General features: G+C 33.4%; 12 protein-coding genes. 8 read left to right on the top strand and 4 right to left on the bottom strand.

Annotated elements, in window-relative coordinates; translation table 11 throughout:
- The first annotated feature begins 10 nt into the window (after window positions 1–10).
- The 3 genes from CD116_RS01055 to brnQ1 all read left to right on the top strand — a co-directional run bounded on the left by CD116_RS01055 (window position 11) and on the right by brnQ1 (window position 3,937).
- Window positions 11–1,651, top strand: a complete 1,641-nt coding sequence (locus tag CD116_RS01055) for an alpha-keto acid decarboxylase family protein (protein WP_047548907.1) — start codon at window positions 11–13, stop codon at window positions 1,649–1,651.
- Between the two features lie 72 nt (window positions 1,652–1,723).
- Complete coding sequence (locus CD116_RS01050) at window positions 1,724–2,281, top strand: isochorismatase family protein (protein ID WP_047548910.1); 558 nt, start codon at window positions 1,724–1,726, stop codon at window positions 2,279–2,281.
- Between the two features lie 300 nt (window positions 2,282–2,581).
- Entirely contained in the window at window positions 2,582–3,937 is a 1,356-nt protein-coding gene (gene brnQ1, locus CD116_RS01045; RefSeq protein ID WP_047424229.1) for a branched-chain amino acid transport system II carrier protein BrnQ1, read from the top strand.
- Between the two features lie 116 nt (window positions 3,938–4,053).
- Here the strand turns inward: brnQ1 and CD116_RS01040 are convergent, their stop codons facing one another.
- Window positions 4,054–4,254 carry a hypothetical protein gene (locus CD116_RS01040; protein ID WP_224757348.1) on the bottom strand — a complete coding sequence of 67 codons (201 nt, stop codon included), beginning with the start codon at window positions 4,252–4,254 and terminating at the stop codon, window positions 4,054–4,056.
- A gap of 415 nt (window positions 4,255–4,669) precedes the next feature.
- Between CD116_RS01040 and rocD the strand changes: the two genes are divergently transcribed.
- The 5 genes from rocD (at window position 4,670) to CD116_RS01015 (ending at window position 9,720) form a co-directional block, all read left to right on the top strand.
- Window positions 4,670–5,854 carry an ornithine--oxo-acid transaminase gene (gene rocD, locus CD116_RS01035; protein WP_047548913.1) on the top strand — a complete coding sequence of 395 codons (1,185 nt, stop codon included), beginning with the start codon at window positions 4,670–4,672 and terminating at the stop codon, window positions 5,852–5,854.
- A gap of 39 nt (window positions 5,855–5,893) precedes the next feature.
- Window positions 5,894–6,925, top strand: a complete 1,032-nt coding sequence (gene argC / locus CD116_RS01030; protein ID WP_047548916.1) for an N-acetyl-gamma-glutamyl-phosphate reductase — start codon at window positions 5,894–5,896, stop codon at window positions 6,923–6,925.
- An 11-nt stretch (window positions 6,926–6,936) separates the two neighbouring features.
- Window positions 6,937–8,178 carry a bifunctional glutamate N-acetyltransferase/amino-acid acetyltransferase ArgJ gene (argJ, locus tag CD116_RS01025; RefSeq protein ID WP_047448711.1) on the top strand — a complete coding sequence of 414 codons (1,242 nt, stop codon included), beginning with the start codon at window positions 6,937–6,939 and terminating at the stop codon, window positions 8,176–8,178.
- Between the two features lie 17 nt (window positions 8,179–8,195).
- Window positions 8,196–8,954 carry an acetylglutamate kinase gene (gene argB, locus CD116_RS01020; RefSeq protein ID WP_047529364.1) on the top strand — a complete coding sequence of 253 codons (759 nt, stop codon included), beginning with the start codon at window positions 8,196–8,198 and terminating at the stop codon, window positions 8,952–8,954.
- A gap of 286 nt (window positions 8,955–9,240) precedes the next feature.
- A complete protein-coding gene (locus tag CD116_RS01015) occupies window positions 9,241–9,720 on the top strand; it encodes a YagU family protein (RefSeq protein ID WP_072324249.1) in 480 nt (159 codons plus the stop codon).
- Window positions 9,721–9,976: 256 nt separating this feature from the next.
- Here CD116_RS01015 and ausB read toward each other — a convergent pair whose 3' ends face one another.
- From ausB to CD116_RS01000, 3 genes are all read right to left on the bottom strand, one after another.
- Window positions 9,977–10,621 carry an aureusimine biosynthesis 4'-phosphopantetheinyl transferase AusB gene (ausB, locus tag CD116_RS01010; protein WP_047548919.1) on the bottom strand — a complete coding sequence of 215 codons (645 nt, stop codon included), beginning with the start codon at window positions 10,619–10,621 and terminating at the stop codon, window positions 9,977–9,979.
- 12 nt (window positions 10,622–10,633) lie between these two features.
- The gene (ausA, locus tag CD116_RS01005; RefSeq protein ID WP_047548921.1) at window positions 10,634–17,995 is read right to left on the bottom strand and encodes an aureusimine non-ribosomal peptide synthetase AusA; all 7,362 of its coding nucleotides are present in this window, start codon (window positions 17,993–17,995) and stop codon (window positions 10,634–10,636) included.
- A 460-nt stretch (window positions 17,996–18,455) separates the two neighbouring features.
- Window positions 18,456–19,706 (bottom strand): MDR family MFS transporter, encoded by a 1,251-nt coding sequence (locus tag CD116_RS01000; protein WP_047529131.1) that lies wholly within the window; start codon window positions 19,704–19,706, stop codon window positions 18,456–18,458.
- Window positions 19,707–19,865 lie beyond the last annotated feature (159 nt).

Here is a 19,865-nt window from a genome sequence, read left to right as displayed (position 1 = left end):
GGTTTTTTTTATGAAACAACGCATTGGAGCTTACTTAATTGACGCTATTCATCGAGCAGGCGTCGATAAAATTTTTGGTGTTCCTGGTGATTTTAATCTCGCTTTTCTAGACGATATTATCAACAATCCTAATGTAGATTGGGTTGGAAATACAAACGAATTAAACGCAAGTTACGCAGCGGACGGTTATGCCCGTCTTAATGGACTCGCTGCATTAGTTACTACATTTGGCGTTGGTGAACTTAGCGCTGTCAATGGCATCGCAGGTTCTTATGCCGAACGTATACCTGTCATTGCTATTACAGGTGCACCAACCCGAGCTGTAGAACAAGCTGGCAAATATGTACATCATTCACTTGGTGAAGGCACATTTGATGACTATCGTAAAATGTTTGCTCATATTACTGTTGCTCAAGGTTACATCACACCTGAAAATGCAACAACCGAAATACCACGTTTAATTAATACAGCAATCGCCGAAAGACGCCCAGTTCATTTACATTTACCAATCGATGTTGCAATCTCTGAAATTGAAATACCGTCATCATTTGAAGTAACACCAGCACAACACACTGATGCATCAACATATATAAAGTTATTAACTTCTAAATTGCAGCAAGCGAAGCAACCTATCATCATTGCTGGACATGAAATTAACAGTTTTCATCTCCATCAAGAATTAGAAGATTTTGTAAATCAAACACATATACCTGTGGCACAACTTTCATTAGGAAAAGGTGCTTTTAATGAGGAAAATCCATATTATATGGGTATTTACGATGGGAAAATTGCCGAAGAAAAAATACGAGATTATGTGGATAACAGCGATTTAATTTTAAATATTGGAGCCAAATTAACAGATTCAGCTACAGCAGGATTTTCATATCAATTCAACATCAATGATGTCGTTATGTTAAATCATCGTAATATCAAAATTGAAGATGTTACAAATGATACGGTATCTCTACCATCATTGTTAAAACAGTTATCCAATATTTCATATACGAATAGTGCATCATTCCCTGTTTATCAACGTCCAACATCACCAGACTATACCGTTGATACAGAACCATTAACACAACAAACTTATTTTAAAATGATGCAAAATTTCTTAAAACCAAATGATGTCATTATTGCTGATCAAGGTACATCATTCTTTGGTGCTTACGATTTAGCACTATACAAAAACAATACTTTTATAGGGCAACCGTTATGGGGTTCTATCGGCTATACATTACCTGCAACATTAGGTTCACAATTAGCAGACAAAGATCGTCGTAACTTATTATTAATTGGTGATGGATCATTGCAACTAACTGTTCAAGCCATTTCAACTATGATTAGACAGCATATTAAACCGGTATTATTCGTGATTAATAATGATGGCTATACAGTTGAACGACTCATTCATGGAATGTATGAACCTTATAACGACATTCATATGTGGGATTATAAAGCCCTGCCTGCTGTATTTGGTGGTAAAAATGTAACAGTTCATGATGTTGCATCAGCAAAAGATTTACAAGATACATTTAACGCAATTAACAACAATTCAGATGAAATGCATTTTGTAGAAGTCAAAATGTCTGTTGAAGATGCACCAAAGAAACTGATCGATATCGCTAAAGCTTTTTCTCAACAAAATAAATAATGTCAGCGATTTCGGTTTATAAATATATCTATAGTTTCAAATACTTAAATATACAAAGGACTATGATATAAGATGATTAATTTTAATAAAACCGCTTTAGTGTTAATCGACCTGCAAGAAAGTATTCTTAAAATGGATTATGCCCCATATACTGCTGACAATGTCGTTCAAAACGCTAATAAATTAATAGATGTTTTCAGAAAAAACAATGGTTTTATCGTATTCGTTCGTGTTAAATTCTATGATGGTAAAGATGCATTGAAACCAAATTCGATGATATCATTACCACCTAAAGAAGGCGATGACTACAGCAAATTTCATCACTTGTTGAATAAGAGAGATGGTGATTTTGTTATAGACAAACGACAATTCAGTGCATTTGTAGGTACAGATTTAGACTTACAGTTACGACGCCGAGGCATTGATACTATTGTTCTTGGCGGTGTAGCAACACATGTCGGTGTAGATACGACTGCACGAGATGCTTATCAATTAAACTACAATCAGTTCTTTGTAACAGATATGATGAGCGCACAAAACGAAACTTTACATCAATTCCCTATCGACAATGTTTTCCCATTAATGGGACAAACGATAACTACAAACGAATTACTGCACACATTAAAATAAGCGTATTCTTAACCTCCCCTTCAATTTCAATGATAATGAAGGGGGTTTTTATTTAAAATAGTATAGATTATAAAATATTTAAACATCGGGGTGTCTAACCTCAGAGATGTAAATACACCCTATTTTCGTCAATTTATCCCCTGCACATCACTCATACTGCTTCGAAAACTGCAATTATTCCGGAATTTTCAAAAAATTTAGTATTTATTGCAAAATTATGTATCATTTTATGTTTAGTTTTTGATATTATCTTAATTAAGTAGATTTTTATAAGTTCTATAAAGGAGAACAAATACATATATGAAAAAGAAACTAACATTTAAAGAAAACATGTTTATAGGTTCTATGTTATTCGGTTTATTCTTTGGTGCTGGCAACCTTATATTCCCGATTCACTTGGGACAAGCTGCTGGTTCTAACGTTTTTATCGCTAACTTAGGATTCTTAATTACAGCAATCGGATTACCATTTCTAGGTATCATTGCAATTGGTATTTCAAAAACAGCTGGTTTGTTTGAAATTGCCTCACGTGTTAATAAAACATATGCTTACATTTTCACGATTGCATTATATCTAGTTATCGGTCCGTTTTTTGCCCTGCCTAGATTAGCTACAACATCTTTTGAAATAGCATTTTCGCCATTTTTATCACCAAAGCAGATTACTTTATATTTATTTATTTTTAGCTTTATCTTCTTTGTGATTGCATGGTTTTTTGCGAGAAAACCTTCAAGAATTTTAGAGTATATAGGTAAATTTTTAAATCCAGTATTCTTAGTATTATTAGCAATCATTTTATTATTTGCATTTATCCATCCATTAGGTGGCATTTCGGATGCACCTATTAGTAAGCAATACCAATCTAATGCTTTATTTAATGGCTTTTTAGATGGATATAACACATTAGATGCATTAGCATCGTTAGCATTTGGGATTATTATTGTCGCTACAATTAAAAAATTAGGCATCGAAAATCCAACCGATATCGCTAAAGAAACAATAAAATCTGGTACTATCAGTGTCATTATGATGGGTATCATTTATACTCTATTAGCAATTATGGGTACATTAAGTATTGGTCACTTTAAACTAAGTGAAAATGGCGGTATCGCTTTAGCGCAAATTACACAATATTACTTAGGTAACTATGGCATTGTCTTGTTGTCTTTAATCGTTATGGTCGCGTGCTTAAAAACAGCCATCGGTTTAATTACAGCATTTTCAGAAACATTTGAGCATTTATTCCCGAAACTGAATTATTTAGCGATTGCAACAGTTGTAAGCTTTATCTCATTCTTGTTTGCAAACGTTGGATTAACTAAAATTATTATGTACTCAGTTCCTGTATTAATGTTCTTATATCCATTGGCAATCGCCTTAATCTTCTTAACATTATTTAGTAGCAAATTCCATCATTCAAAGATTATTTACCAATGGACGATTATTTTTACAGCAATCGCCGCATTAATTGATGGACTAAAAGCTAGTCCAGAATTCATTTCAAGCACATCTTTTGCTCAAGCTTTGATTAACTTCGGACAAAAATATTTGCCATTATCAGATATTGGCATGGGCTGGGTTGTTCTTAGTGTAATTGGATTCATTATCGGTTATATAATTTATAAAATTAGACACCGTAATTTACCGCAAACATAATATAATGCCACAAGCATATTTTAAATCTGTGCTTGTGGCTTTTTTCATTCAAACCTATATATAGTGTGTTTCATTTTATCCCCTTACTTCATTCTCCATAACGATTTAACCATTTTTTAAAATTCGATTTTTGCTACTGAGAATACACCTTCTAAAGTGAGTTTATATAAAAGTTCAGCCATATATTTCGGACTATAATTCATATAGATGTATTCAAAAAAACGTGTAAATGCATTTTTACTATCTGATTCATTCTTCAATCCAGATTTCATCAAATGACTATCTTTTACATAATCGTCAGAAATCTTCTTTAACACTTGTGACGATTCGATTGAAAATATTAAATATCACAATGCCTTAAAATTATTCCTAAGATTCCAACAATAAATTAAGTCTAGCTATATTACTTCTCATATAAATATAAGTATAGTGCTGTTGAAACTAGTCATTCATCTAACACTTTACTTTTTCATCGAACTATTTCGTAAACCATTTCGGTTGTTATTAACGTTCCTCACGTTCCTCACACCACAAAGCTTGCAAATTGCTATCATGCTTACATTTAAATATTTTCCAGAACCACAAAATAAATAGCACTACCTATACCCTGTTTCCAAATTCCCAAAATATTATGCATATATTATTAAATTTACATTTGACACTTATATTGAACAACTGTAATATATTAATATTAATTCTTTAAAATGTATAAATATAAGGGAGGGGAGAGTCATGAATTCTATCATCAAATTAACTGATCAATATAGTTCTAATAATTATGCACCTCTTAAAATTGTTATTACTAGAGGAAAAGGCACTAAAGTTTGGGATACAAATGGTAAACAATATATAGATTGTATCTCCGGATTTTCAGTGGCAAACCAAGGACATTGTCATCCACAAATTGTTAAAGCTATGACTGAACAGGCTTCAAAATTGTCTATTATTTCACGAGTTCTTTATAGTGACAATCTCGGTAAATGGGAAGAAAAAATTTGTAACCTTGCTAAGAAAGACAAAGTGCTTCCCCTTAATTCTGGTACAGAAGCTGTAGAGGCAGCTATTAAAATCGCTAGAAAATGGGGTTCTGATGTTAAAAAAATTCCTGATGGTCAAGTTGAAATCATAGCTATGAACAATAATTTCCATGGTCGTACATTGGGATCATTATCACTATCAAACCATGACTCATACAAAGTAGGATTTCACCCCCTACTTCAAGGTATAACTACAGTAGATTTTGGAAACATTGAACAATTAGAACAAGCCATAACATCGAATACTGCCGCAATTATTTTAGAGCCCATTCAAGGTGAAGGTGGCGTTAATATTCCGCCTAGAGGTTATATTCAAGCTGTACGACAATTATGTGACAAACAGCAAATATTACTTATTGCAGATGAGATACAAGTTGGTCTTGGTAGAACTGGCAAATGGTTTGCTATGGAATGGGAACAAGTTATTCCAGATATTTATATTTTAGGAAAAGCTCTCGGTGGAGGAATATACCCTGTATCTGCTGTGCTCGCAAATAATGATGTTATGCGTGTATTAACACCTGGGACACATGGTTCGACATTCGGTGGAAATCCATTGGCCATTGCAGTATCAACAGCTGCACTTGATGTACTTAAAAACGAAGCACTGATTGAGCGCTCAGAACGCTTAGGATTGTTATTATTAGCTCAACTACAGCAACTTGATAACCCAAATATTAAAGAAATTAGAGGTCGTGGTTTATTTATAGGCATTGAACTCAACACAGATGCTGCACCATTTGTTCAAAAACTAATAAATCGTGGCATTTTATGCAAGGAAACGCATCGTACCATCATACGTTTATCACCACCTCTAGTAATAAATGAAGATGAAATCAATCATATCATTTCAGTCTTTCAAGATGTTTTTTTAAATTAAAAATAAGCATATACATATATGATTTAGGAGGGATTCATGATGATTAAAGTAGGTATTGTTGGAGGTAGCGGCTATGGAGCAATTGAATTAATTCGATTATTGCAGACACACCCCCAAGTATACATTGCACATATCTATTCACATTCAAAAGTAGATGAACCGTTAAAATTAACGTTTCCACATTTACAACATATCATGCAACATTTCGAAGCACTTACAGTTGAAGACAATAGTTGTGATGTGATTTTCTTTGCTACACCCGCACCTGTGAGTAAAACATGTATCCCCCCTTTAATCAAAAAAGGTATTCATGTTATCGATTTATCCGGTGCGTTTAGAATTAAAAATCGTGAAGTATATGAAACATATTACAAAGAATCAGCTGCATCTCAAGATGACTTAGATCATGCTATCTATAGCATTTCAGAATGGCAATCATTTGATAATAATGGAACAAAACTGATTTCTAATCCAGGTTGCTTCCCTACAGCAACCTTACTGGCATTACATCCACTGATTAGTGAAAAAATTGTAGATCTGTCATCTATTATTATCGATGCTAAAACTGGTGTATCTGGTGCTGGTCGTTCATTATCTCAACGTGTTCATTTTTCAGAAATGAACGAAAATCTAAGCGCTTATTCAATCGGAAACCATAAGCACAAACCTGAAATTGAACAATATTTATCGACAATTGCTGGTCAAGATGTCTCAGTTATATTCACACCACATCTTGTACCTATGACACGTGGCATTTTATCAACGATTTATGTCAAATTAACTTCTAAATATACGACTGAATCATTACATAAATTAATGACTTCTTATTATACTGATCAACCATTTGTCAGAATTAGAGATATCGGTAGTTTCCCAACAACCAAAGAGGTACTCGGTAGTAATTACTGTGATATCGGTATTTATGTAGACGAATCGACACAAACAGCAATATTAATTTCAGTGATTGATAACCTTGTTAAAGGGGCAAGTGGACAAGCCATTCAAAACTTAAATCAATTATATGGTCTTGATATTACTACTGGTCTAAAACAATCACCAGTATATCCATAAGGGGTGTTACGATGAAACAACAAGAAACGACATTACAAGAACATAATTTTTCAATAATTAAGCATGGGGATATCAGTACACCCAAAGGATTCACTGCTGGTGGTATGCATATCGGTTTACGTGCTAATAAAAAAGATTTCGGTTGGATTTATTCCACTTCATTGGCTAGTGCAGCTGCTGTTTTTACTTTAAATCAATTCAAAGCTGCACCCCTTGTTATTACCGAATCAACACTTCAGAAGTCCAATGGCAAAATTCAAGCCCTTATTGTTAACTCAGCTAATGCAAATTCTTGTACAGGTAAACAAGGCATAGATGATGCAAGACAAACACAAAAATGGGCTGCACAACAACTTCACATACCGTCTGAGTATGTTGCTGTTGCTTCAACGGGTGTTATTGGTGAATATTTACCTATGGATAAAATTAAGTATGGGACAGAACATATTAAAGATACCGCCTATGCTAAGTCTGAAGCTTTTAATGAGGCAATTTTAACTACGGATACATGTACAAAGCACATCGCTGTGTCACTTAAAATTGATAATCAAACGATAACAATTGGCGGAACCGCTAAAGGCTCTGGCATGATTCATCCAAACATGGCTACCATGCTCGCATTTATTACTACAGATGCCACGATTGAAACAGATACACTTCGCCAATTATTAAAATCAACGACAGATCATTCATTTAATATGATTACAGTAGATGGAGATACTAGTACAAATGATATGGTGTTAGTCATGGCAAATCACCAAGTTAAACATCAAACATTAAATTCTAATCATCCACAATGGCAAACTTTTGTTGATGCATTCCACTTTGTCTGCACATTTTTAGCTAAAGCTATTGCCAGAGATGGCGAAGGTGCAACAAAGTTAATAACAGTGAATGTCTCAGGCGCAATATCTATATCAGACGCTAGAAGAATTGGTAAAACAATCGTAAGCTCAAGCCTTGTCAAATCAGCTATTTTTGGCGAAGATGCTAATTTCGGACGAATCATTACAGCTATTGGTTATAGCGGATGTAATATTGAACCACATCAAACTTACGTCCAACTTAACCATATTCCAGTAGTTGATAAAGGTATGGCTGTATCATTTGATGAACAAGCCATGTCAAATACATTAACTAAAGAAAATGTCATCATAGATGTCCAGCTCGGTTTAGGTGATGCATCAGCCACAGCTTACGGATGTGACTTATCCTATGATTATGTACGCATCAATGCGTCATACCGTACGTAGGGTGGTGTAATCATATGATGAATTTTATTGTCATTAAAATTGGTGGCAGTACACTTAGTGACATGCATCCATCAATTATTAACAATATTAAACACTTAAAATCGCAAAACATTCACCCAATTATCGTGCATGGCGGTGGTCCGTTTATTAATGAAGCATTATCAAGTCATAATATTGAACCACATTTTATTAATGGTTTAAGAGTAACCGATAAATTAACAATGGATATTACAAAGCGAACTTTAATTGCAGAAGTTAACACCGCATTAGTTGCAACATTTAACCGACACGGTTGTTCAGCAATTGGTTTAAGTGGGCTCGACGCACAATTATTTGAAATAACATCATATAACCAACAATATGGATATGTGGGCATTCCTACAACCTTAAATAAAGAAACCATAAATTACTTGAGCACTCAATACGTCCCTATTATTAACTCAATTGGCTACAGCTACCATAATAATGCATTTTATAACATCAATGCAGATACACTTGCCTATTTCATCGCATCGTCGTTAGAAGTGCCGATTTATGTCCTCAGTAATATTGCAGGCGTGATTATTCAAGATTCTATACTATCTAAATTGCCAATTAGTAACATTGAACAATATATTCATTGCGGTGATATATACGGTGGCATGATTCCCAAAGTACTTGATGCTAAAAATGCTATTGAAAATGGATGTCCTAAAGTTATTATTGCATCTGGTAGAAAACCAAATATTATTGAAAAAATTTATCATGACAACTTTGTTGGTACAACTATATGTTAAATTTTCATCTTCAATCACTTAATCGATGTCAAATTTTTCATTGATTAAGTGATTTTATTGTTGATCAATATACCAACAATATTAGAGAACTACATCATTGATTTCTATAAGCATGTTTATGTTTATAATACTTCCTTGCAAAGTTAAATTTGCTACTCTATTTGTCATTTTCTAAATAGTTGATAGAAATATTTTAAATTTCAAAATTTCATTGTGAGTTTTTTCACAAAGTACTATAATGAAAATAGATAAAAAGAGAGGGGTCCTTAAGTTGACGAAACGACACATTGGCTTGTTTATTTATGCCGGAATTATTGGTGGTTTGTTATCTGGAATTGTAAAGTTAGGCTGGGAGGTCATGTTTCCACCTCGTACACCAGAACGAAATGCAACTAATCCACCTCAAGAGTTATTGCAACAGTTAGGATTTAGCAGCGACTTTACTCATCAAACATATACATTTTCAAATATGGAGTTACCTTGGGTGAGCTTTATTGTTCATTTTAGTTTTTCTATCGTTATAGCGATTATTTATTGTATTTTAGTTAAAAAATATGCTTACTTAGCAATGGGGCAAGGTGCTGTCTTTGGTATTGCTATATGGATTCTTTTCCATATCATCATTATGCCGATTATGCATACTGTACCAGCTCCATGGGATCAACCATTCCAAGAACATGCATCTGAATTATTTGGTCATGTTGTGTGGATGATGACCATTGAACTAGTACGACAACATTTTGTTTATCGTTATAGATTGAATTAATATGTAAGTAATTAGATGCTGGAATATATATCCCTTAACAAAACAGCAGTAAGATAGTTTCTCATTGAAAATGATTTTACTGCTGTTCTTTATTTATACAATAATTCGTATTAAATGCCTTCGCTATACCTATTTCAACTTCCATTCGGTAGTTTTAATATTTATTTTTCAAAATATACCTAAAAACGTCTAACAGCAAACCATTCGGCGTATTAAGCTTCAAGCTTATTGCTAAGGAATACTGTTAGACGTATTTTTAACTACTCAATAATTGAAAAATAGATAATTTTTTATAACCCCAAGGAGCTTGTCCTATAAAGCATACTTGTAACATAAAACGATCAAACATAAATTGTTTAAATTTCACTTCACGTGCTTGGTAAAAGTGTGACTGGGTCATATCATAAACATCCAATCCTTTGATTAATCCTTCACCAATTAACTTAGTGAAACTTTCTTTTTGCGTCCAAATTTGGTAAAAATCATTTAAACTACATATTTGGTGTGCTTCATTTGTAGAAAAACACGTTACTAATGTACGCCAGTCTAAGCGATCCGAAATTTTTTCGATATCAATTCCAACCGGTTGTGTATCTACGACGCACACAATATAAGGATAACTATATGACAAGCTCACATAAATAGATGGACCATCGCTATGATGTTGAACGATTTCTGCTTTCCCTCTTGAAGAAATGTGATAATGCCATTCATGCGGTAACAAACCTGTATCATGTTGAATTCCGTATTGCAGTAAAATATCTCCCAATCTGTGCATGAGTTTATCTTGATTGTATCTATAGTTGACTGTTCGTGGTTTTTTATATGACCAACGACTTTGTGATATTAATTCTTCAATACTTTTCAAGTTACTCTGTAATTGCATTACAAATACTGTCATAACTTTCCCTACTTACTTATTGAATATTGTTTGGATATATTGTGCCCAATGATAAAGCCATTCGCTAGTCATTGTTGGCCACTGTTCACCGATGTCTTTCATTATGCTTAATGTCTTTTCAGCATCAATCGTCGCAAGTTGCTGTCCATAATCAACACTCGTTAGACCGATTGTTTCGTACATTTGTTGTTTGTGTAACATTTGATCAAAATACCTGTCACTGACGATATTTATCTCTTTGCGCTTAACATTTTCTAGTAGAGATTTCATCGTCATTTTATGTGGTGATAAAACATGATATATAATTGGTGGCATGTTTAATTTTGCTAATGCAACAATTTGCCTTGCCGTCATATCCACAAATGATAAATCAACAGGTGTTTCAGCTAATCCGTCACCTAAACAATCCAGTTGTAACAAGTCATTCATTACAATTGAAAAACGATTTGTTTTTATATTTCTCATGTGCCATCGCCCCTTATAAGGACTCGTCAAATTACCAACACGTATAATTCGTCCATTGAGACCATCTTTTACAGCCTCTAATACTTTTAACTCACTGTAAAATTTACTTCGTGTATAAGGCGATGTCAGTAATTGTCCTTTATAAACATCCGCTTCTGAAAATGTTGTTTCTTCAGTATCCATATCAAAATAAGTTCCCACACTTATCGTTGATATATAAATTAACTTCGCTTGATGTTGCCGTGCCACACGGATGATGTCAATTGTACCTTGAACATTAACTTTTTCAAATTCTGTATCATCACCAAAGTGATTCGTACGGGCTCCTGCATGAATAATGGTATCTATTGTTCCCGTCAATGCTACCTCGTTCATATGTTCAAGGTCACCTACAATAACTTCTATATTAGATAACAATTTCTCAACTGTTTCTTCTGAAAAATAATAGTTCAAATTCGTCAGCAATTTATTCCATGCATCATCATTATTATAAGCACGTATAAAACAATAAATACGATTATTATATCCTTGAAGCGCTTCAATTATGTAAGCACCTAAAAATCCTGTAGCACCTGTCAACAACACATTTCCAAGTGTACCTCGCTCTATACCATATTCAAAAACACCCATACTATAATGGGATTCAACCATTTGTTGTAATTCCGGATAATTCTTTGGTAACGTTACTTCTAATTGTTGACATTGGTACATATATTTAACAATACGTTTTACTGTTTTATACTGATACAAAGTTTGCATTGATATATGATATCCTAATGCTTTCAAACGAGAAACAACGAGCATGGCTTCCAATGAATTACCACCTAGTTCAAAAAAGTCATCATCTACACCAATATGAGTCTGCTTTAACACTGTTTCAAAAACATTTATAAACGTTTGTTCAATTTCATTAGCAGCTTCACTTTCCCTCTTGCCATTCTGTTGTAAAACGTATGGTTCAGGCAATTGTGACTTATCTACTTTATCATTCGCTGTTAAAGGCATATGATTAATATGAGTGACAGTTTTTGGAACCATATACTTAGGTAAATGTTCCAATAAATGATACTTCACATGTTGCTCAATATGTGGTTGGCCCACATAATATGCATTTAATATATCATGTGTATCAAAGTGCTTTACTGTTACAACACAATCAGATACACCATGAATAGCAAGCATCGCATTTTCAATTTCATCTAATTCAATACGATAACCATTTACTTTCACTTGTTTATCTATTCTTCCTAAAAATTCAATCTGTCCGTCTGGTGTATATCTTGCTAAATCACCACTATGATATAGCTTTCCTTTACCAAATGGATTATCTTGCCATTTATCATCAGTTAACTCTGGGCAATTAATATACCCTAGCGCCAAACTGTCTCCTGCGATACACAATTCACCAGGCATACCAACACCACATAGCAACCCATCTGACATTATATAAACTTGAATATTTGATAATGGTTTACCAATTGGAATCGTTTTAGGCACTTTATCAGCACATTGATGTGACCAATACGACGTAATGACTGTTGATTCAGACGGTCCATATGCATTGTAATAAGTGCCACAATGATGCTCAATATAGTTTACAAATGATGGTGTACTCGTTGCACCACCAGTAATTAATTTTTCAATATAAAAGTCTTTCATCATACTACACATTTGTAAAGGAATCGATGCAACCGTAATGTGATGCTTAGTAATAAGTTGCTGTAATTGTTCTGGATCAACACGTTGTGCTTTATTAGGTATTACAAGTGTGTGGCCATTTAGCAGACAACTGTAAATTTCCATGACCGATGCATCAAATACTATATTTGCATGTTGCAAGAATACTTCTGTATCTTGTAATTGCAATTCATGTGACCATGCATATACTAAATTCAATAAATTACGTTGATTTACAACAACACCTTTAGGAACACCCGTCGTTCCAGATGTATAGATTGCGTACATCTCGTTATCCAACATCATTTCGCCACAACGAAGATTATCTGCTATTTCACAACCTTGAATATCAGACATTTTTTCGCATTGATTGTCTAGTATTTCATCAGACTCATGATCATATTGATTATGAAGTGCTTCGTCGGATATACAACCATATTGATTAGCCCATTCTACACGGCCATGGTTATCGTTTCCTTTGGTATAAGTCTCATAATCTTGACCACAACTCACTCTATCACCATAATCATTTTCACTCGGTTTATAATGACATTTAACATTTTCTAAATCAATGACTGGTAATGTCGTCTCAATATCCACATCATAGATCATGATTGCTACAATTTGAGCATCCTCTAAAATTATCTCACGCCGCTTTTTCGGACAATCAATATCAATCGGTACATATGTCACACCCAACTTCACTGTTGCTAGCATGGCTGCAATCATTTCAAAGCTACGTTCAGCTAACAATGCTATGCGTTGTCCTCTAACAATACCTTTTGAAGTAAGTATTCGTGCAATTTTATTAACATAATGCTGCAAAGTTTCATATGACATCGTCAAATCATTCATTACTAGTGCTGCATGATTGCTACGTTGTGCTACAATTTCATCAAAATATTCTATTATAGATTTATTTCCTGGGACATCAAGTGTTCTATTGTTAACATGCGTATTAACCCAATTTAATAAATCTGTATTATCATTTGGTATATCTTTAATTTGTAATGGCTCATTATGCGCTAAAATATATTCAATCATAGCGATAAACTGTTGGCCCATATTCTGTATCGTTTGCGAACGATATAAATCGCTGTTGTACTCAATATTGATAGTATAATTATCACAATCTTCTTCAAGAATAAAGGCTAAATCGAATTTCGATGTCACTGATTTCGGCGGTATATACGTTAACTTACTATGCCCAAAATGTGAATGATTCGTTTCATTATTTTGTAAAACTAACATCACATCAAATAATGGATTTCGTGAAGCATCATGTGCTTGATCTAAATCAGCAACAAGACAGTCAAATGGATATTCTTGATGTTCATACGCTGCTAAACTAAGCTCTTTAATTTCTTGTAAAAACTGTGCCCACATTTTCTCTTTCACTGGTTGGCCTCGATACACTAAAGTGTTAGCAAACATGCCTAACATACGCTCTGTATCACTATGCATACGTGCACTCATCACACTACCAACTGTAATGTCTTCTTTTCGCGCGTATTTACCTAACAGTACCATTACTACACTCATAAAGAACATAAAATCAGTAACTTGATGCTCTTCTACGTATTGTTGCAACTGACGTCTTGTAGTATTACTCAATGAAAATGATGTCATCGCACCGTTTGTTGTTTTAACATTAGGTCTTACATAATCAGTCGGCATACTTAAAATAGGTACACCGTCTTCAAATTGCGATATCCAATATTGTCTATGTCGCCCCATATCACGTCGAGCCATCCACTCACTATAGTCTTTATACTGCAATGTAAGTGGTGACAAACCTTTATTCTGGTAAAACGCATTAAGATCATTTACTAGCTGAATATTACTCATCCCATCATTGATAATGTGATGTGTATCAATAAATAAATATGAATGCAACGGACTTCGAATATATCTAACTCGAATTTGACTTGGCTTTTCTAAATTAAAAGGTTCTATATACTGACGCATGATTTGCTGTTCATCTTTAAAGTAGGTATTAACTTCTTCAAAGTCAACTTCAACATCTGTTTTAATTCGCTGTCTAACTTCATCATCTACAACTATATATTGCGTTCGTAAAACCTCATGTCGTGCTATTAATTGATGGATTGCATGCCGTAATTGTGCCACATTAAGATCCGATGACAAACGCCATAAAAACGGTACGTTATACACAGTATCTTTTGGATTTGCTTGCCATAATAAATACATGCGTTGTTGCGTAGAACTCAACACGTAATCCTCTTTATTCATCGCTATAGGAATCGATTCATATCTTTGTTCTTGAATTGTCGAAATAGCTTGTGCTAATTCAAATACAGTTGGTTTTTGTAATAAATCACTAATTTTCAACCGTTTACCAGTATATTCCTCTATACGATTTACTACTAATGTTGCTTTTAGTGAATGTCCACCTAATTCAAAAAAGTTATCATGTATTCCAACTTGTTGCACATTTAAAATATCTTCGAAAATTTGGCACAGTATATGCTCGATATCAGTACTTGGAGGTACATAAGTACCCATATCAACGAAGTCCATACTAGGTAAAGATTTTTTATCTATCTTTCCATTAATCGTAATTGGAATTTGTTCAATACGCAGGAAATTAACAGGTATCATATACTCTGGCAGCGTTCTACGTAATTGTGCCTTAATTTTATTATTAGATAATATATGCATACCCTCATAATAGGCCACAATATAGTCTTCTTGGTCATATGTTTGAACAATAACCACCGCTTTATTTATACCTTGTATATGCTCGAGTGCGCGTTCGATTTCAGATAACTCAATTCTAAATCCACGAATCTTAACTTGCTTATCCATTCGGTATAAATAATCGATATTCCCATCTGGTAATAAACGTACAATGTCACCACTTTTATACATCAATTGATGATTCTTGGCATTCACGATAAATTTATCTGCAGTCATTTTCGGCTGATTTAAATACCCTGTTGCTAAACCAAGACCTTCTATACATAGTTCTCCAGGAACACCTACCCCACAACATCTCTGACCTTGCATAACGTAGACATGCGTCCCGAGAATAGGTTTACCTATTGGTATACGTCTTGGAACTTCACTCGGTATAGCATAAGTTGTCGTAAATGTCGTATTTTCTGTAGGACCATACCCATTAATAATTTGGGGATGTTTCAACCTTTGATTTAACAAATTTACCCACTTAGCATTTAAAACTTCGCCACCGATTAATAAGTAACTTAACGGTTCCAAGATTTCTATATGTTCACTAACAATTTGGTTATATAACGAAGATGTTAACCACATTGTATTAACATCATTTTCTTTAATCAGCCGACCCAATACCGATGGATTCAACAATTGCTCTTTAGAAGTAATGATGATAGTACCACCATTTAACAATGCACCATATATTTCAAACGTTGCAGCATCAAAGGCAACCGTACCTGACAGAAGCACCGTCGTTTCTTCATTTAATGGTACATAATGATTTTGATGAACTAAACGAACAATACCACGATGCGGAATCAATGTCCCCTTAGGCTTACCTGTAGTGCCAGAAGTGTAAATGACATAAGCATGATTCTCAATCGTATTACATCTCGGAAGATTATCAGCATCTTGCCAATTGACCTGTTCTAATTCTATGTGAGGAATGTTTTGTTTACTATTTTTATGTGATACTTGATACGTTATAACAACTTTTGGCATTGCATCATTTAAAATATACGTTTGGCGTTTATTTGGATAATTAGGATCTATGGGCACATATGCCCCACCCGCTTTTAAAACTCCTAACATCGCGACAATCATTTCAATGCTCCGATTAGCAATGATAGCTATTCTATCATTAGGTTTAACATTATAATGCAACCTTAAGCGTCTCGCTAAATCATTGGTACGTGCGTTTAAATTTTGATAAGTAATTACTTCTCCTTCAAATTTAACAGCAATATGATCCGGTGTTGCTTCAACTTGACGTTCAAATAAATCAACAACTGTTTGATTATCGTCTATAACTGGTATGTCTAAATTGATTGAATCATATATTTTCATGTCATTCTTAGTCATCAAATTGAGGTCACCAATTACCATTTCCTTATTTCTACTTATTTGAACATAAATATTTTGAACTAAGTTACTAAGCGTTTCTATTGATAACAAATCATACGCCTCACTGTTATAAATAATTTTATAACCATACTCATTAGGGAAAATTTCAATATCAGCTAAACTTGTATGTGTGTCGTGAATTTGATGAATATCCACAACGACATCATTACGATACGTCACTGTTTGATAATAACAGTGAAAAATAGTCTCTAACAAAAGTGATGTCTTTGCGGATTGTAATGTGTTGGCATTTTTAAAAACAATATTATCAAATTCAGATATAAGATGATGGCATGTTTCTTGATTATCAATTTTTAAAGTTAAGGGCACTATACTACCATGTAACGTTAATAAATATTCGCTAGGAAATCTCGATGGTAGGTGCATACCCATGGTCACTTCATATTGCTGACTTATAATATGATTTGCTAAATATACACTCACAGCCAATGATTTAAGATCTACTGATGACATATCATCGATGACATATTGCTTGTACATTGGTTTCTCATAGGTAAACTTAATTGGAAAATAACTATCTTTATAAGTATCACTATTATTCTCTAGCCGAAAGCAGTCTGATTGTATATAAGATTCATCTTGATTGGGTGTGCACTTGTCTGTTTGCTTATCATTTAAATGTGATATATGTTTCGTATTATTTAAAGTATTGAGGTCACGATATACGTTACTCATATTATCCAGAAAAATATCAAGCTGACTATCATCAAAGATTGTCACATGAAAATCTAATAATATAAAAGTTGCATCGGTAAACTGAAACAATTTAAATTTAAATAACGGCATGCCATTATAATGGAATCTATTTAATTTTTTCTTGAAATAAGAATCTAAATCATAATTTGTAGAAGAAAACGGAACTTGTTGTATTTCAATAAAAGGTAGAAATTCATGAAGCGTCATTGTATAGTCATTATTCACGTTAGTATTAATACATTGTCTTAAAGATGGATGTTGTTGCACAACTTTCGATAGTGCACACATCATTTGCTGAGTATCAACATTTGTTGCGAGTTTAACCCAATACGTATTACGGTGTGTCGTTGATTCTGTATGGTTGCTGTATATTCTAAAATATTCTTGTTGAAATTTCATGTTACCCATAATCATATAAAGTCCTTCTTTCATATCATAATACCCAATCCATACTGAAATTGAACGATGCTATATTAACGAATGGTAGTATTACTTATCTCGTTAGAAGATGATGATTACGAAACATCATTTGTGACATCAGATATCAGTAGCGATATATCTTTACCCTTAAAATACATCGCTCATATCAATATCAATCACCAAACGTTTTAAATGTAAATTACATACATTACGATAAATAGCACCTTGCTTTATTTACTCAATAACTACCATTTGTTCATATCATTCGTTAATGTCAGTACTATTGTTACAAAATATCCATGAAGCAAGTTTATATTAAACAAACAACTCGCATAAAACAATTGTTATCGCTAAATTTTAACAAATTCTTAATAAATTTATCTCTATTTTAATAACGACCTAATTAATAGGTTTTCAGTATAAACAAATACATAAAATAAATATTAAAGTAAATTCAATCTGTATTCGATTGTTTTTGTCCCCCGAATACACCAGCAACAAGCATGCTAGCACCAATTGTTAACACAATGAACATATACAATCCCATTTGTAATGATGTTAAGAAAGTACCCAACACAATCCCTAATCTTGCTAGTGTTTCAGAAATATGAATACCTAATGCGTTAACAGCACTATATGTTCCTCTTTTAGCTCTAGGAATAATTTTAAAACGTTGTTCTGAAACTATAGGTGAATAAATAATTTCACCAACAGTTGCAACGATCATAAAGACTACTAATAAGCCAAACTGATTAAGATAAGTTAGACTACTATAGCCGACAATATAAATTAGCAGACCAATTATTAAAGCTATTTTAAAATCCATTTTCAATACAACTTTCGAGATAAAATACGTGAGTAAAATGACGCAGACCGTATTAATCATTAGCAAGATTGCTAACATCTTAGCTCCTGTAATATCATATGAACCTATGCTTATTGTTTCAAACTGATCCTTTAGTCTAATAGCAATGTATGAAGATATTGAAAATTCACCCATCATGATGATACTGAACCCCGAAATCAATAACATGTAATTACAGTCTTTTAAAACTAATTTATAACTACGAAATATATTCATAATTTGTAATTTTCGATAACTACTTGCATATCTATTGTCATCACTTTGCCTTACTTGATTTTGGTCTTGAGGTAACCAAATATATAGAATAATCAGTACAAATAAAAATATACAAGCTGCTATTAAGAAAAGCAGTAACATACTATGGCCATACATCAAACCACCTAGCAACGCCCCAATAGCCACCGATAAGTTCGTAATCCAGTAGCTAATCTTGTAAATGAAATGTTCCACGTCTTCGGTAATTGCATCCATAATTAATGTGTCCATAACTGGAAATTGTAATCCCCAAACGATAGTAAATATGGCATATGAAACACAAAAGCCAATGATTTGCCACAACTGATGAGATTCAAATATGCCCATTAACACAAGCATAATAACCATCGTCGCCTGATAAATGAGCACTAGCAACTTTTTCGGAAATATCTCAATAAGGTAACCAGATATAATGGACAACGGAAATTTTAGAACTACTAAACCAACAAGGTATATGCCGACAATTGATTGACTTAACATATCTGTTAAATACAATGCTATGAATGGTATGAATGCCGTCGTAATAATCAGCTGTAAAAAATTACTAATCAATCGTACTTTCAAAGTCGTACTTAAGCGTTTCATTGATAACTACACCCCAATCCCCGTGTATATACACACTTACATTTATGTGAAATCTATTATTTAATCATACGTTGTAGCAAAAAATTTTTTTAATTATGCAAGAGGCTGAGACATAAATCAATGTTCTATGCTCTAAAAAGTTATATTGGCAGTAGTTGA

Source organism: Staphylococcus schweitzeri, from assembly GCF_002902405.1.
In the GTDB taxonomy this organism is placed as follows: domain Bacteria; phylum Bacillota; class Bacilli; order Staphylococcales; family Staphylococcaceae; genus Staphylococcus; species Staphylococcus schweitzeri.
The sequence above is the reverse complement of the archived record's forward strand: the minus strand, read 5'-3'. Positions and strand labels throughout refer to the sequence as shown.

What these genes read in the sequence shown, in the direction of transcription:
- argJ (WP_047448711.1), top strand. Translation starts at nt 6,937, where the DNA reads ATGAAACAACAAGAAACGACATTACAAGAACATAATTTTTCAATAATT.
- ausA (WP_047548921.1), bottom strand. Translation starts at nt 17,995, where the DNA reads ATGATTATGGGTAACATGAAATTTCAACAAGAATATTTTAGAATATAC.
- argB (WP_047529364.1), top strand. Translation starts at nt 8,196, where the DNA reads ATGAATTTTATTGTCATTAAAATTGGTGGCAGTACACTTAGTGACATG.
- CD116_RS01000 (WP_047529131.1), bottom strand. Translation starts at nt 19,706, where the DNA reads ATGAAACGCTTAAGTACGACTTTGAAAGTACGATTGATTAGTAATTTT.
- brnQ1 (WP_047424229.1), top strand. Translation starts at nt 2,582, where the DNA reads ATGAAAAAGAAACTAACATTTAAAGAAAACATGTTTATAGGTTCTATG.
- argC (WP_047548916.1), top strand. Translation starts at nt 5,894, where the DNA reads ATGATTAAAGTAGGTATTGTTGGAGGTAGCGGCTATGGAGCAATTGAA.
- CD116_RS01050 (WP_047548910.1), top strand. Translation starts at nt 1,724, where the DNA reads ATGATTAATTTTAATAAAACCGCTTTAGTGTTAATCGACCTGCAAGAA.
- ausB (WP_047548919.1), bottom strand. Translation starts at nt 10,621, where the DNA reads ATGACAGTATTTGTAATGCAATTACAGAGTAACTTGAAAAGTATTGAA.
- CD116_RS01055 (WP_047548907.1), top strand. Translation starts at nt 11, where the DNA reads ATGAAACAACGCATTGGAGCTTACTTAATTGACGCTATTCATCGAGCA.
- rocD (WP_047548913.1), top strand. Translation starts at nt 4,670, where the DNA reads ATGAATTCTATCATCAAATTAACTGATCAATATAGTTCTAATAATTAT.